General features: G+C 76.5%; 1 protein-coding gene. It reads right to left on the bottom strand.

Features of this window, described 5'->3' with window-relative positions; all coding sequences use genetic code 11:
• Positions 1–29 precede the first annotated feature (29 nt).
• On the bottom strand, positions 30–15,113 hold the full coding sequence (locus tag ACFCX4_RS00585; RefSeq protein WP_376137656.1) for a type I polyketide synthase: 15,084 nt from the start codon (positions 15,111–15,113) through the stop codon (positions 30–32).
• Positions 15,114–15,128: the final 15 nt, after the last annotated feature.

Here is a 15,128-nt window from a genome sequence, read left to right as displayed (position 1 = left end):
GCCGTCCTGGTTCGGGTGTCGGGTCGGTGTCATGACAGGCCGAGTTCGTTGTCGATGAGGTCGAAGAGTTCGTCGTCGCTGGCGCCGTCCATCCGGTCCTCGATGGAGTCGGCCGCCGTGCCGTCGGCCCCGCCGGCCGCCGGAGCGACGCGGTCCAGGAGGTCCCGGAGCCGGTCGGCGAGCCGGCCGCGGTCCGCCGGGTCGTCGAGGGCGCCGTCGAGGGCGTCCTCCAGGCGGTCCAGCTCGGCGAGGCCGGGGACCGGACCGGGCCCGCTGTCGGGGACCAGTTCCGTGGCCAGGTGTCCGGCGATCGCGGCCGGAGTGGGGTGGTCGAAGAGCAGGGTGGCCGGCAGGGGGCGGCCGGTTGCGGCGCGCAGCCGGTTGCGCAGTTCCACCGCGGTCAGCGAGTCGAAGCCGACCTCCAGCAGGCCGCGGCCGGGCTCCACCGCGGCCGGGCCGCTGTGGCCGAGCACCAGGGCGGCGTGCGAGCGGACCAGGTCGAGGAGGACCCGGCCCCGCTGGGTCTCGTTGAGGGAGCCGAGGCGCTGCTTCAGGGCCTCGGGCCCGTCGGGGCCGGTACCGGCGGCGGGGCCCGCGGTGCCGCGCCGGGCCCCGGGGCGTACCAGGGCGCGCAGCAGGGCGGGGACGCCGCCGGCGGCGGCCTGGGCGCGGACGGCCCCGGTGTCGAGCCGCAGCGGGAGGACGACGGGCTCGTCGAGGGCGCCGGCCGTGTCGAGGAGTGCCAGGCCCCGGGCCGGGTCGAAGGCGACGATCCCGCCGCGGGCGATCCGCCGCAGGTCGGCCCCGGTGAGCCCGCCGGTCATCCCGGTGCTGTTGGCCCACAGGCCCCAGGCGAGGGAGCGGCCGGACAGCCCGTCGGCGCGGCGCCGGTGGGCCAGTGCGTCCAGGAAGGCGTTGGCGGCGGCGTAGTTGCCCTGGCCCATGCCGCCGAAGACCCCGGCGATGGACGAGAACAGGACGAACTCGGACAGGTCCTCGCCGGCGGTGAGTTCGTGCAGGTTGATCGCCGCGTCCACCTTGGGGCGCAGGACGGACTCCAGTTGTTCCGGCGTCATGGTGGCGACGACGCCGTCGGCCAGGACGCCCGCGGCGTGCACCACCCCGGTCAGCGGGTGTGCGGGGGGAACGGCGGCCAGCAGGGCCGCGAGGGCGTCGCGGTCGGCGGCGTCGCAGGCGGCGATCTCGGCGTGCGCGCCCAGGGCGGCGAGTTCGGCGAGGAGTTCCGCCGCGCCGTCGGCGGCGGGTCCGCTGCGGCTGGTCAGCAGCAGGTGCCGGACGCCGTGTTCGGCGGCCAGGTGGCGGGCGACGTGCGCACCGATGGCGCCGGTGCCGCCGGTGATCAGGACGGTTCCGTCGCCGCCCCAGCCGGGTGTGCGCCCGGTCGCGGCCAGCGGCACCCGGGCCAGCCGGGCGACGTGGACCGCGCCGGCCCGGATCGCGAGCTGGGGTTCCCCGGAGGCGAGGGCTTCGGCCAGGACGGCGGGAGAGGTCGGGTGGGCGTCCAGGTCCAGCAGGACGAAGCGGTCGGGGTTCTCGGTCTGCGCCGAGCGGACCAGGCCCCAGAGCGCGGCCAGGGCCGGGTCCGGGACGTCGTCGCCGGTCACCGGGACGGCACCGGCGGTCACCAGGACCAGCCTGGAGCCGGTCAGGCGCTCCTCGGCCAGCCAGCCGCGCAGCAGGGCCAGGACCGTGCCGAGGCCGTCGTGGACCGCGTCGCGGAGGTTGCCGGGCGGTGTGTGCGGGGCCGGGCCGGGCGGGAGGGCGGCCAGGACCAGCCGGGGCGGTGGGGCGCCGGCGTCGAGCAGGGCGGACAGCGCGGCGAGGTCGGTGACCGTGCGGCCGGGGAGCGGCGCGGCGCCGGTGGGCAGGGGTGTCGCGGTCCCGAGCACGGTCCAGGACTCCGGGTCGGGGACGCGGCCCGCCTCCGTCGCGGCGCTCCCGGGCAGGGCCTGCCACTCGGGGCGGTACAGGTCCTCGTGGTGTCCCGCGCGGGTGGCCTTGAAGCGGTCGGCCGAGACGGGCCGCAGGACGAGGGAACGGGCCGAGACCACCGGCCGGCCGGTGGCGTCGGTCGCCCGTACGGTGACCGCGTCGCGGCCGGTGGGGGTCAGCCGCAGCCGGAGTTCGGTGGCGCCGGAGGCGTGCAGGCGCACCCCGTTCCAGGAGAACGGCAGCCAGCCCTGCGCGGGTCCCTCCAGGACGTCGAACACCAGCGCGTGCAGGGCCGCGTCCAGCAGGGCCGGGTGCAGACCGAACGCGGCGGCGGCCGGCCGCTGCTCCTCCGGCAGGGTCGCTACGGCGTAGACCTCGTCGCCGAGCCGCCAGGCCGCGCGCAGGCCCTGGAACGCCGGACCGTAGGCGAATCCGCCGCCCGCGAAGCGGTCGTACAGGCCGTCGGTGTCGAGCGGGACGGCTCCGGGCGGCGGCCAGGCCGCCGGGTCGTCGGCCGGGTCCACCGGGTCGGGCTCTCCGGCGGAGGTGAGCAGACCGCTCGCGTGCCGGGTCCAGGGGGTGTCGGGGCCGTCGTCGGCGGCCCGGGCGTGGACGCTCAGCGGGCGGGTGCCGGAGGCGTCCGGGCTCCCGACGGTGAGCTGGAGCGCGACGGCCCCGCCCGGCGGGAGCACCAGCGGTGCCTCCAGGGTCAGTTCCTCGACCTGGTCGCAGCCGACCTGGTCGCCCGCGCGGACCGCGAGTTCCAGGAACGCGGTGGCGGGGAACAGCACGCCCTCGTAGACGCCGTGGTCGGCCAGCCAGGGGTGGCTGCGGACCGAGAACCTGCCGGTGAAGAGGAAGCCGTCGGAGTCCGCGAGTTCGGTTCCGGCGCCGAGCAGCGGGTGGTCGACCGTCAGCAGCCCGGCCGCGGGCAGGTCCGCCGTCGCCGGGCCGGCCTCCAGCCAGTAGCTGCCGCGCTGGAACGCGTAGGTCGGCAGGTCGACCGCGGGCCGGGACGGCCGGTCGGCGCGGTCGGCGCGGTCGGCGTGGACGGCGCTCCAGTCCACGGGGACGCCCGCGACGTGCAGCCGCGCCAGGGCGGCCGTCGCCGCGGACGCCTCGGGCCGGTCCTTGCGCAGCAGCGGCACCAGGACGGCGCCGCCGGTGTCGCCGGTGTCGCCGGTCAGGCAGTCCTGGCCCAGGGCGGAGAGCGCGCCGTCGGGTCCGAGTTCCAGGAACGCGGTCACCCCCTCGCGTTCCAGGTGGCGCACGCCGTCCTGGAAGCGGACGGTGCCGCGCACGTGCTCCACCCAGTAGTCGGGTGAGCCGAGCTGCTCGGCGGTGGCCGGCTCACCCGTCAGGTCGGAGACGACGGGGACGGTGGCCTCGCCCGGGACGATCCGTGCCGCGACCTCGCGGAACGCGGCGAGCATCGGCTCCATGAGCGGCGAGTGGAAGGCGTGCGAGACCCGCAGCCGTCGGGTCTTGCGGCCGCGCGCGGCGAGCACGGCGGCGATCTCGTCCACCGCGGCCGAGTCGCCGGAGACCACCGTCGAGGCCGGGCCGTTGACCGCGGCGAGGCCGACGTCGCTCTCGCGGCCCGCGAGCAGCGGCAGCACCTCCTCCTCCCCCGCGCCGAGGGCGGCCATCGCGCCGCCCTCGGGAAGGGCCTGCATCAGCCGTCCCCGCGCGACCACCAGCGCCGCGGCGTCGGGCAGGGTGAACACCCCGGCGACGTGGGCGGCGGCCAGTTCGCCGACGGAGTGGCCGAGCAGCCGGTCGGGACGCAGGCCCCAGTGCTCGACGAGGCGGAACAGGGCGACACCGAGGGCGAACAGGGCGGGCTGGGTGTACTCGGTGCGGTCCAGCAGACCGTGGCAGGGGTCGCCGGGGGCCGCGTCGATCACCTCCCTCAGCGGATGGTCGAGCAGCGGGTCGAGTTCCGCGCAGACCGCGTCGAAGGCGTCGGCGAAGACCGGGAACCGCGTGTACAGTCCGGCGCCCATGCCGGTGCGCTGGCTGCCCTGGCCGGGGAACAGGAAGGCGGTCCTCACCACCGGGCCGGTGACCCCGCTCACCACGTCCGCCGACGGCTCGCCGGCGGCGAGGGCGGTGAGCCCCTGGAGCAGGCTCCGCCGGTCGGTTCCGGTGAGGGCGGCCCGGTGCTCGAAGGCGCTGCGGTTCAGCGCCAGGGAGCGGCCGAGGTCCGCGACGGCGAGGCCCGGGGCGTGCTCCACGTGCCGGAGCAGCCGAGCGGCCTGCTCGCGCAGCGCGTCCGCGCCACGCGCGGAGAGCAGCCAGGGCAGGGCGGGGGCGGCGGCCGGGGCGGCGGCCGGCACGGGGGCGGCGGCCGGGGCCGGTTCGACGGGCTGTTCGATGATGGTGTGGGCGTTGGTGCCACTGACCCCGAACGACGACACCGCGGCCCTCCGGGGGCGGCCGGTCTCCGGCCACGGGGTGTGGTCGGTGAGCAGCCGGACCGCGCCGGCCGACCAGTCGACGTGGGGTGTCGGCTCGTCGACGTGGAGGGTGCGCGGCAGCGCCCCGTGCTGCATGGCCTGCACCATCTTGATGATCCCGGCGACCCCGGCGGCGGCCTGGCTGTGGCCGATGTTCGACTTCAGCGACCCCAGCCACAGCGGCTGCCGCGCATCGCGTTCCCGGCCGTACGTGGCCAGGAGCGCCTGGGCCTCGATCGGGTCGCCCAGCCTGGTCCCGGTGCCGTGCGCCTCCACCGCGTCGACCTCGGCGGCGGTCAGTCCGGCGTCGGCGAGGGCCGCCCGGATGACCCTCTGCTGGGAAGGCCCGTTGGGGGCGGTCAGGCCGTTGCTGGCGCCGTCCTGGTTGACGGCGGAGCCGCGGACGAGCGCGAGCACCGGGTGGCCGTTGCGCCGGGCGTCCGAGAGGCGTTCCAGGACGAGCAGTCCGGCGCCCTCGGCCCAGGAGGTGCCGTCGGCGGCGGCGGCGAACGGCTTGCAGCGGCCGTCCTCCGCGAGCACCCGCTGCCGGCTGAACTCCACGAACGCGCCCGGGGTCGACATCACGGTCACCCCGCCCGCGAGCGCCAGCGAGCATTCGCCGGCCCGCAGCGACCGGGCCGCGAGGTGGACCGCCACCAGCGACGAGGAGCACGCCGTGTCGACGGTCACCGCGGGCCCTTCGAGGCCGAGGCTGTAGGAGATCCGTCCGGACGCCACGCTGCCCGCGCTGCCGATGCCGAGGTAGCCCTCGAACTCCTCGGAGGGTTCGGTGACGCGCGACCCGTAGTCGTGGTGGCTGCATCCGACGAAGACGCCGCTCGCACTGCCCTTGAGCGACAGCGGGTCGATGCCGGCCCGCTCGAACGCCTCCCAGGAGAGTTCCAGCAGCAGCCGCTGCTGGGGGTCGATGGTCAGCGCCTCGCGCGGGGAGATCCCGAAGAAGGCCGGGTCGAAGCGGTCGGCGTCGTGCAGGAAGCCTCCCTCCCGCGCGTAGGTGCTGCCGGTCCGGTCCGGGTCCGGGTCGTAGAGGCCCTCCAGGTCCCAGCCCCGACCGGTGGGGAAGCCGGTGATCGCGTCCCGGCCTCCCTCGACGAGCTCCCACAGCTCCTCGGGGGTGCTGACGCCGCCGGGGTAGCGGCAGCTCATGGCGACCACGGCGATCGCCTCGTCCTCGGGCACGGCGGCGGCCGCGGGCACCCGGGCGGGGGCGTCGGGCGTCGGTGCGGCGGGCACCCCCGGCAGTTCGGCGCGCAGGTGTCCGGCCAGGGCCGTGGCCGTCGGGTAGTCGAAGGCCAGGGTCACCGACAGGCGCAGGCCGGTGGCGGCGGAGAGCCGGTTGCGCAGCTCGACGGCGGTCAGCGAGTCGAAGCCGATCTCCTTGAAGGCCTGGTCGGCCCCGACCGCCTCGGGCCCGGGATGGCCGAGCACGGCGGCGACCTCACCGCGGACCAGGTCCAGCAGGGCCCGGTCGCGTTCCACCGGGGGCAGTGCGGCCAGCGCCAGGGCCGGTGGCTCGGCGCCGCCGGCCGTGCTCCGGGACGCGTCGGCGGCGGCGAGCGCCTCCCGTACCTCGGGCAGGTCCCCGAGGGCGGCACTGGGCCGGAGCGCGGTGTAGGCCCGGGCGAAGCGGTCCCAGGCGAAGTCGGCGACGAGAACGGCCGTGTCGTCGTGGTCGAGGGCCCGGCTCAGCGCGACGGTGGCCGCGGCGGGATCCATGGCGGGCAGGCCGTCGCGGATCAGCCGTTCGGCGACCGCCCCGGAGGCGAGGCTGTCGCCGCCCCACAGGCCCCAGGCCACCGAGGTGCCGGCGAGTCCGAGGTCGCGGCGCCGGCGGGCCAGGGCGTCGAGGTAGGCGTTGGCGGCGGCGTAGCTGCCCTGACCGGTGCCGCCGAGCGTGCCGGCGAGCGAGGAGAACAGCACGAAGGCGGTGAGGTCGAGTCCGCGGGTGAGCTCGTCGAGGTTGCGTGCGCCGTCGAGCTTGGGGCGCAGCACGCCCGCCGCGCGTTCGGGGGTGATCGAGTCGATCACCCCGTCGTCGAGGACGCCCGCGGTGTGCAGGACGGCGCTCAGCGGGCGCTCGGCCGGAATGCCGGCGAGCAGTTCCGCCAGTGCGTCGCGGTCCGCGACGTCGCAGGCCACCGCGGTGACGGCGGCGCCGAGGCCGCGCAGTTCGGTCAGCAGGGCGTCGGCCCCCGGGGCCTGCGCGCCGCGCCGGCCGGCCAGCAGCAGGTGTGCGGTGCCGGTGCGGGCGAGCCACCGGGCGATCTGGGCGCCGAGACCGCCGAGGCCGCCGGTGACCAGGACCGTTCCCCCGGGTGTCCAGTCGCGCACGGGGGCGGTGTCACCGAGTCCGGCGCGGACGACCCTGCGGCCGTAGCGGCCGGTGGCTCGCACGGCCAGCTGGTCCTCGCCGTCGGGGCTCGTCAGTGCTTCGGCGAGCCGGGTCGCGACCCGGTCGTCGAGCAGTCGCGGCAGGTCGACCAGGCCGGCCCAGCGCTGCGGGTACTCGACGCCGGCGACCCCGCCGAGGCCCCAGACCAGGGCCTGGAGCGTGCTGTCGATCCGGTCGGAGCGGCCGACCGACACCGCGCCCCGGGTCGCGCACCAGAGCGGGGCGTCGGTGCCGAGGTCGCCCAGCGCCTGGAGGAGCGCGACCGTCAGGACGAGGCCGCGGGGAAGCGCCGATCCGTCGCCGTGCGGTTCCTCGGCCAGGGCGAGCAGCGACAGCATTCCGGCGGGCGGCCCGTCGGCGCGGTCGTGGGCGTCGCGGAGCAGTGCGGCGAACCGGGTCCGGTCGGTCGCGTCGGGGCCCGCCTCGACCAGGACGGGTGCGGCGCCGTGTCCGCGCAGGGCCTCCACGGCGAAGGCGACGGCCGGGTCGTCGGTGGCGCCGGCCGGGGCGAGGACGAGCCAGCTGCCGGTGAGCCGGGGCTGCTCGGGTGCCGGCAGGGCCTTCCAGGCGACCCGGTAGCGCCAGCCGTCGGCGGCCCGGTCGGCGGCCCGGCCGCGTGCCCAGTCGGCGAGGGTGGGCACCAGCGAGGCGAGGGAGGCCCTCAGTTCCCCGTCCTCGACCCGCAGGGTGGTGGCGAGGGCGTCCAGGTCCCCGTGGTCGACCGCCTCCCAGAACCCGGAGTCGGCCGGGCCGGTGCCGGTCGTGGCGCCGGCGCCGGTCACGGCGCCGGCGGGCCGCTCGGCGGCGGGCTCCATCCAGTAGCGCTGCTGCTGGAAGGCGTAGGTGGGCAGGGGCCGCCGGCGCGCGCCGGTTCCGGCGAACACCGTGCCCCAGTCCACCGGCAGTCCGCGGACCTGGAGCTCGGTGAGCGCGGCGAGGAACCGGCCGGGGCCGCCCTCGGAGCGGCGCAGGGTGCCCACGACGGCTCCGTCGCCGGCCCCGGCCGCTTCGACGGCCTGCTGGAGCCAGACGGTCAGCGCGGGGTGGGTGCTGCACTCGACGAAGGTGTGGTGTCCGTCGGCGAGGAGTGCGTCGACCGCCCGTCCGAACTCCACCGGCCGGCGCAGGTTCTCGTACCAGTACGAGGCGTCCAGGCCCCGGGTGTCCAGGGGGCCGCCGGTGACCGTGGAGTAGAACGGGACGGCGGACGTCCGCGGCGCGGTGCCGGCGAGGAGGGTGAGCAGTTCCTCCCGGAGCTCCTCCACCTGCGGCGAGTGCCCGGCGAAGTCCACGCCGGGGACCGGCCAGGTCAGGACGCCCGCCTCGGAGTACTGGTCGCGCAGTCGTTCCAGCGCCGCCGGGTCGCCGGAGACCGTCACCGACGTCGGCCCGTTGACCGCGGCGACGTCGAGTTCCCCGTAGTGGGCGGACAGCGTGTCGCGCACGGCTTCGGCCGGCTGCGGCACGAACAGCATGCCGCCGCGTCCGGTCAGGGCCAGCAGGGCCCGGCTGCGCAGGGCGACGATCCGGGCCGCGTCCTCCAGCGAGAGCGCGCCGGCCACGCAGGCGGCGGCGATCTCCCCCTGGGAGTGGCCGACCACGGCGTCGGGGACGATCCCGTGCGCCCGCCACAGCTCGGCCAGCGACACCATCACGGCGAACAGCACCGGCTGCACCACGTCCACCCGGTCCAGCGGGGGCGCGTCGGGCTCCTCCCGCAGGACCGCGAGCAGCGACCAGTCCAGGTGCGGGGCGAGGGCGCGTTCACAGGCCGCGATCCGGTCGGCGAAGGCCGGGGCGCGGTCGAGCAGTTCCCGGGCCATGCCGGCCCACTGGGATCCCTGGCCGGGGAAGACGAGGACGGTCCTGGCCGACCGGGCGACGGTGCCCTCGACCAGGCCGGGCGCGCGGTCTCCCGCGGCCAGCGCGGCCAGACCGCCCAGCAGGGTCGCACGGTCGTCGCCGACGACGGCCGCGCGGTGCTCGAAGGCGGTCCTGGTGGTGGCCAGGGAGTAGCCGACGTCGGCGGGCGACAGCTCCGGACGCTCCGTCAGGTACGCGTGCAGCCGTTCCGCCTGGGCCTTCACCGCCTCGGCGGTCCGTCCGGACAGCACCCACGGGACGACGGCCGGCGCGGCGCCCGGATCCGTCGCACCGGGCCCGGCGGACGGCCCGCCGGACGGCGGGCCCGGCAGCGGGAGTGCCGACCCGGCCGGCGGCTGCTCGACGACGACATGGGCGTTGGTGCCGCTCAGGCCGAACGAGGACACTCCGGCCCGGCGCGGCCGGCCGGTCTCCGGCCAGGGGGTGGCCTCGGTCAGCAGTGCGACGGCGCCCGCCGTCCAGTCGACGTTCGGGGTCGGCCGGTCGATGTGCAGGGTCCGCGGCAGCTCACCGTGCTCCATCGCCAGCACCATCTTGATGATCCCGCCGACCCCGGCGGCGGCCTGGGTGTGCCCGATGTTGGACTTCAGCGACCCCAGCCGCACCGGCCTGTCGGCCGGCCGGTCCTGGCCGTAGGTGGCCAGCAGGGCGTCCGCCTCGATCGGGTCGCCCAGCCTGGTCCCGGTGCCGTGCGCCTCGACGGCGTCCACGTCTGCGGCCGTCAGCCGGGCGTTCGCCAGCGCGTCGCGGATCACCCGCTGCTGGGCCAGGCCGCTGGGCGCGGTCAGCCCGTTGCTGGCGCCGTCCTGGTTGATCGCCGAGCCGCGCAGCACCGCGAGCACCGGGTGGCCGTTGCGGCGGGCGTCCGAGAGGCGTTCCAGGAGCAGCAGGCCCACGCCCTCGGCCATGCCGAAGCCGTCGGCCGAGGCGGCGAAGGACTTGCAGCGCCCGTCCTCGGCGAGCCCGCGCTGCCGGCTGAAGCCGGTGAACGACAGCGGGGTGCCCATCACGGTGGCGCCGCCCGCCAGTGCCAGCCGGCACTCGCCCGAGCGCAGCGACTGCGCGGCGAGGTGGACCGCGACCAGGGACGAGGAGCAGGCCGTGTCCACGGTCACGGCGGGTCCCTGGAGGCCGAGTTGGTAGGCCACCCGGCCGGACAGGACGCTGGTGGAGATGCCCGCGATGAACAGGCCCTCCAGTTCCTCGGGGACGTCCCGCAGGGTGCCGCCGTAGCCCTGGTAGGAGGCGCCGGCGAAGACGCCGGTCGGGGTGCCGTGCAGGGACGCCGGGTCGATGCCGGCGCGCTCGATCGCCTCCCAGGAGGTTTCGAGCAGCAGCCGCTGCTGCGGGTCCATGGCCAGGGCCTCGCGCGGCGAGATCCCGAAGAACCCGGGGTCGAAGCGGTCCGCGTCCCTGACGAATCCGCCCGCGGCGGCGTAGCTCCTTCCGGGCCGGTCGGGGTCCGCGTCGTACAGTGCGTCGAGGTCCCAGCCCCGGTCGGACGGCAGCCCGGAGACGGCGTCGCGGCCTTCGGCGACGAGGCGCCACAGGTCCTCGGGGGTGCGGACGCCGCCGGGGTAGCGGCAGCTCATGCCGATGATCACGACGGGGTCGTCGTCCGCGGCGGGTGCCGTCGGCGGGGGCTGCCGGACGGCGGCGGGCTCCTCGGCGGCGGCGCCCAGCAGTCCGGTCTCCAGCCGCCGGGCGAGCGCGGTCGCCGACGCGTAGTCGAAGACGACGGTGACCGGGAGCCGCAGACCGGTGGCGGTGTTGAGCCGGTTCCGCATGTCCACGGCGGTCAGCGAGTCGAAGCCCAGGTCGCGGAAGGCGCGGCCGGGGGCGACCGCGTCCGGCGAGCCGTGCCCGAGGACGGCGGCCGCGTGGGTCCGGACCAGGTCGACCAGCACCCGGGTCCGTTCGGCCGCCGGAAGCGGCTCCAGCCGGTCGCGCAGCGCCGAGGGCGTCCCCCCGGCCCCGGTCCCGCCGGTCCCCGGTTCGGCGGCCAGCGCGGTGCGCACCTCGGGGAGTTCCCCGATCAGCGGGCTGGGGCGGGCCGAGGTGAAGACCGTCGCGAAGCGGTCCCAGTCGATGTCGGCGACCACGACCACCGTCTCGTCGTGGTCCAGGACCTGCTGGAGCCCGGTGATCGCGGCCGCGGGCGGCATGAAGAGCACGCCGTGGCCGCGCAGGGTCTCCTCCGCCAGTTCGGCCGCCATCCCCGCCCCGCCCTCGGGGTTCCAGATCCCCCACACCACGGAGGTCGCGGCGAGGCCGCGGCTCCTGCGGTCCTCGGCGAGGCCGTCGAGATAGGCGTTGGCGGCGGCGTAGGCGCCGTGGACGGCACTGCCCCACACCCCGGAGATGGAGGAGAACAGCACGAACGCGTCGAGCGTGTCCCGGTCGAAGAGCAGGTCGAGGTTCCTGGCCCCGCCGGCCTTGGCGTGGAGGGTGTCGGCGAACTCGTCCGCGTCGGTGTCGGGCAGTGGCACCAGCAGCCCGGCCCCCGCGGCGTGGAAGACGGTGCTGATCCGGTGGCCGTCCTGTTCGAGGCCGTCCTTCAGCGCGCGCAGGGCCTCCAGGTCGGCGACGTCGCACGAGGCGAGGGTGACCCGGGCGCCGAGGGCGGACAGTTCGCCGGAGAGTTCCGGCGCACCCGGCGCGTCCGCCCCGCGCCGGCTGACCAGCACCAGGTGCCCGGTGCCCTGCCGGGCCAGCCAGCGGGCGATCTGCGCGCCGATCCCGCCGGTACCGCCGGTGATCAGCACGGTGCCCCCGGGGCGCCACCTCCGCCGCGGCGCGGCGTCGCCCAGGGCGGAGCGGACCAGCCGCCGGCCGTGGCTGCCGGTGGCCCGTACCGCCACCTGGTCCTCGTCCCCGGCCCCGCCGGCCAGCACCCGGCACAGCCGCGCGGCGCTGTCCGTGTCCAGGACCTCCGGGAGGTCGATCAGACCGCCCCAGCGCCGCGGGAACTCCAGCGCGGCGACCCGGCCCAGACCCCAGAGCAGGCTCTGCGCGGCGCTGACCGGACTTCCGGCGTCCGTGTCCCCGACCGCCACCGCACCCCGGGTCGCCCACCAGAGCGGCTCGTCGACCCCGGCATCGCCGAGGGCCTGCACCAGGGCCAGGTTGAGCGCGGTGCCCAGCGGGAGGGAGGGGTGCGCGGAGTGCGGGCGCTCGTCGAGGCCCAGCAGCGACAGCACCCCCGTCACCGGGCCGGGCAGCGCGCCGAGGGAGGCGCGGACCAGGCCGGCCAGCACGGCGCGGTCTGCCTGGGCCTCGGTGATCCGTACGTGGGCCACCGAGGCCCCGGCCCGCTCCAGGACGCGGACGGTCGCCTCCGACCGGCTCACCCCGTCCTCCGACTGACCGTCCGACGACACGACGAGCCAGTTGCCGTCCAGTGCGGCCGGGGCCCCCTCGGGCAGGGCCCGCCAGGTCACGCGGTAGCGCCAGGAGTCGACCACCGAACGCTCGGTGCGCTCGGTGCGCCAGCTGGCGAGCGCGGGGAGCACCACGTTCAGCGGGTCCTCGGGCGCGACCCCGAGGGCCGTGGTGAAGCGGTCCAGGTCACCGCCGCCCAGGGCCTCCCAGAAGTCGTCGCCCTCCGGGGACGTTCCGGACGGGCCGCCCGCCGCCGGGCCGGTGTCCTCCAGCCAGTACGGGCGGCGCTGGAAGGGGTAGGTGGGCAGCGGGACGTCCTGCCGGCCGCGGCCGGCGAACACCCGCTCCCAGTCGGGCGGCAGACCGCCCGCGTAGGCCTCTCCCAGGGACGTCAGGAAGCGGTCGAGGCCGCCCTCGCCGCGCCGCAGCGTGCCCACCGCCACGGCGGGGCCCTGCGCGGAGCCGGCGGTGTCGGCCTCGTCCGCGGTCTGCTGGACGCCGAAGGTGAGCACGGGGTGCGGACTGGCCTCGACGAAGAACCGGAAGCCCTCCCCCAGCAGCGCCTCCGTGGCCCGCTCGAACTCGACGGTCTCCCGCAGGTTGCGGTACCAGTACTCCGCGTCCAGGGCCTCGGTGTCGAGCCGACCACCCGTCACCGTCGAGAAGAACGGCACGGAACCGGCGAGCGGTGCGATGCCTCCCAGGTCGGAGACCAGCTGCTCGCGGATCTCCTCCACGTGCGCGGAGTGCGACGCGTAGTCGACCTCGATCACCCGCGCCCGCACCCCCTCCGCGACCAGGACACCGACCAGCTCCGCCACCGCGTCCGCATCACCCGACACCACCGTCGACGACGGACCGTTCACCGCCGCCACCGACAGCCGGCCGGACCACGGGGCGATCCGCTCCCGGGCCACCTCCACCGGCAACGGCACCGACGCCATCCCGCCACGACCCGCCAGCACCCTGATCGCCCGCGAACGCAGCGCCACCACCCGCGCCCCGTCCTCCAGACTCAGACCACCCGCCACGCACGCCGCCGCGATCTCGCCCTGGGAGTGACCCACCACCGCGTCCGGCACCACACCGAAGGACCGCCACACCTCCGCCAGCGACACCATCACCGCCCACAGCACCGGCTGCACCACATCCACCCGCGACAGCAGCGCCTCCGAACCCAGCGCCTCCGTCAACGACCAATCGGTGAAGGGCGCCAGAGCCCGCCCGCACTCCGCCATCCGCCCCGCGAACACCCCCGACCCGGCCAACAACTCCGCAGCCATACCCACCCACTGCGAACCCTGACCCGGGAACACCAACACCACATGCCCCGAGGACACCCCGTCGCCCCGCACCAGCCCCGGCACCGACCGGCCCTCGGCCAGGGCCTTCACACCGGCGACCAGCCGGTCCGGATCGGCGCCCACGACCACGGCCCGCCGCTCGAAGGCGGTACGCGTGAGGGCGAGGGCGCGGCCGGTGCCGTCGGCCCGCAGGGTTCCGGGAGCGGCGCCCAGGTGTGCCAGCAGCCGGGCCGCCTGGTCGCGCAGGGCCTCGTCGGTACGCCCCGACAGCACCCAGGGCAGCGGGTGCGCGGCGCCGTCGGCCGGGGCTTCGGCCGGCGGTTCGGCTTCCTCCTCCGCCGGGGCCTGCTCCAGGATCAGATGGGCGTTGGTGCCGCTGACGCCGAAGGCGGAAACCCCGGCCCGGCGCGGGCGGTCCGTGTCGTTCCAGGCGCGGGCCTCGGAGAGGACCTCCACGGCTCCCGACGACCAGTCCACCATGGGCGACGGCCGGTCCGCGTGCAGGGTCCTGGGCAGTTCGCCGTGCCGCATCGCCAGCACCATCTTGATGACGCCGCCCACACCGGCCGCCGCCGAGGTGTGGCCGATGTTCGACTTCAGCGATCCCAGCCAGAGCGGGCGGTCGGCGGGCCGGTCCTGACCGTACGTCGCCAGCAGCGCCTGCGCCTCGATCGGGTCGCCCAGCGTGGTGCCGGTGCCGTGCGCCTCCACCACGTCCACCTCGGACGCCGACAGCCCCGCGTCCGCCAGCGCCGCCCGGATCACCCGCTGCTGGGCGGGTCCGCTGGGCGCCGTCAGGCCGTTGCTCGCGCCGTCCTGGTTCGTCGCCGAACCGCGGACGACGGCCAGCACCGGGTGCCCGTTGCGCCGGGCGTCCGACAGCCGCTCCAGCAGCAGGACGCCGACGCCCTCGGACCAGCCGGTTCCGTCGGCGTCGGCCCCGAACGCCTTGCAGCGGCCGTCGGCCGACAGCGCGCGCTGGCGGCTGAACGCCACGAAGGCGTCGGGGGTCGCCATCACCGACACCCCTCCGGCCAGGGCCAGCGTGCAGTCGCCCGCCCGCAGGGCCCGGATCGCCAGGTGCAGGGCCACCAGCGAGGAGGAGCAGGCCGTGTCCACGGTCACCGCCGGGCCCTCCAGGCCCAGGGTGTAGGCGATCCGGCCGGAGACCACGCTGCTCGCCGTCCCCGTGTCCAGCAGGCCCTGGACATCGGGGAGGTGGCGCGAGCCGGCGCCGTAGCCGTTGCCGATCGCGCCGAGGAAGACACCCGTGCCGGTGCGCCGCAGCGTGCGGGGGTCGATCGCGGCCCGCTCGACCGCCTCCCAGGCGGTCTCCAGCACCAGCCGCTGCTGGGGGTCCGTCGCCAGGGCCTCGCGCGGCGAGATGCCGAAGAACTCCGCGTCGAACTCGGCCGCGTCGTGCAGGAAGCCGCCGTGCCGGGTGTAGGAGGTGCCGGGCCGCTCGGGGTCCGGGTCGTAGAGGCCCTCCAGGTCCCAGCCGCGGTTGACCGGCCAGGCGGAGATCGCGTCGGTGCCCCGGGAGACCAGGTCCCACAGCAGCTCGGGCGTGTCGGCGCCGCCGGGATAGCGGCAGGCCATCGAGACGATGGCGATCGGTTCGTGGCGGGCCTGCTCGGCCTCGCGCAGCTGCCTCCGGGCGTCACCGAGGTCGGCGGTGGCGCGCCTGAGGTAGTCGAGCAGCTTCTTGTCGTCGGACATCAGGGCCAGCTCTCT

It is taken from the genome of Kitasatospora sp. NPDC056327 (assembly GCF_042261735.1).
In the GTDB taxonomy this organism is placed as follows: Bacteria; Actinomycetota; Actinomycetes; order Streptomycetales; family Streptomycetaceae; genus Kitasatospora.
This window is presented reverse-complemented; position numbering and strand designations above follow the sequence as displayed.

What these genes read in the sequence shown, in the direction of transcription:
- ACFCX4_RS00585 (WP_376137656.1), bottom strand. Translation starts at nt 15,113, where the DNA reads ATGTCCGACGACAAGAAGCTGCTCGACTACCTCAGGCGCGCCACCGCC.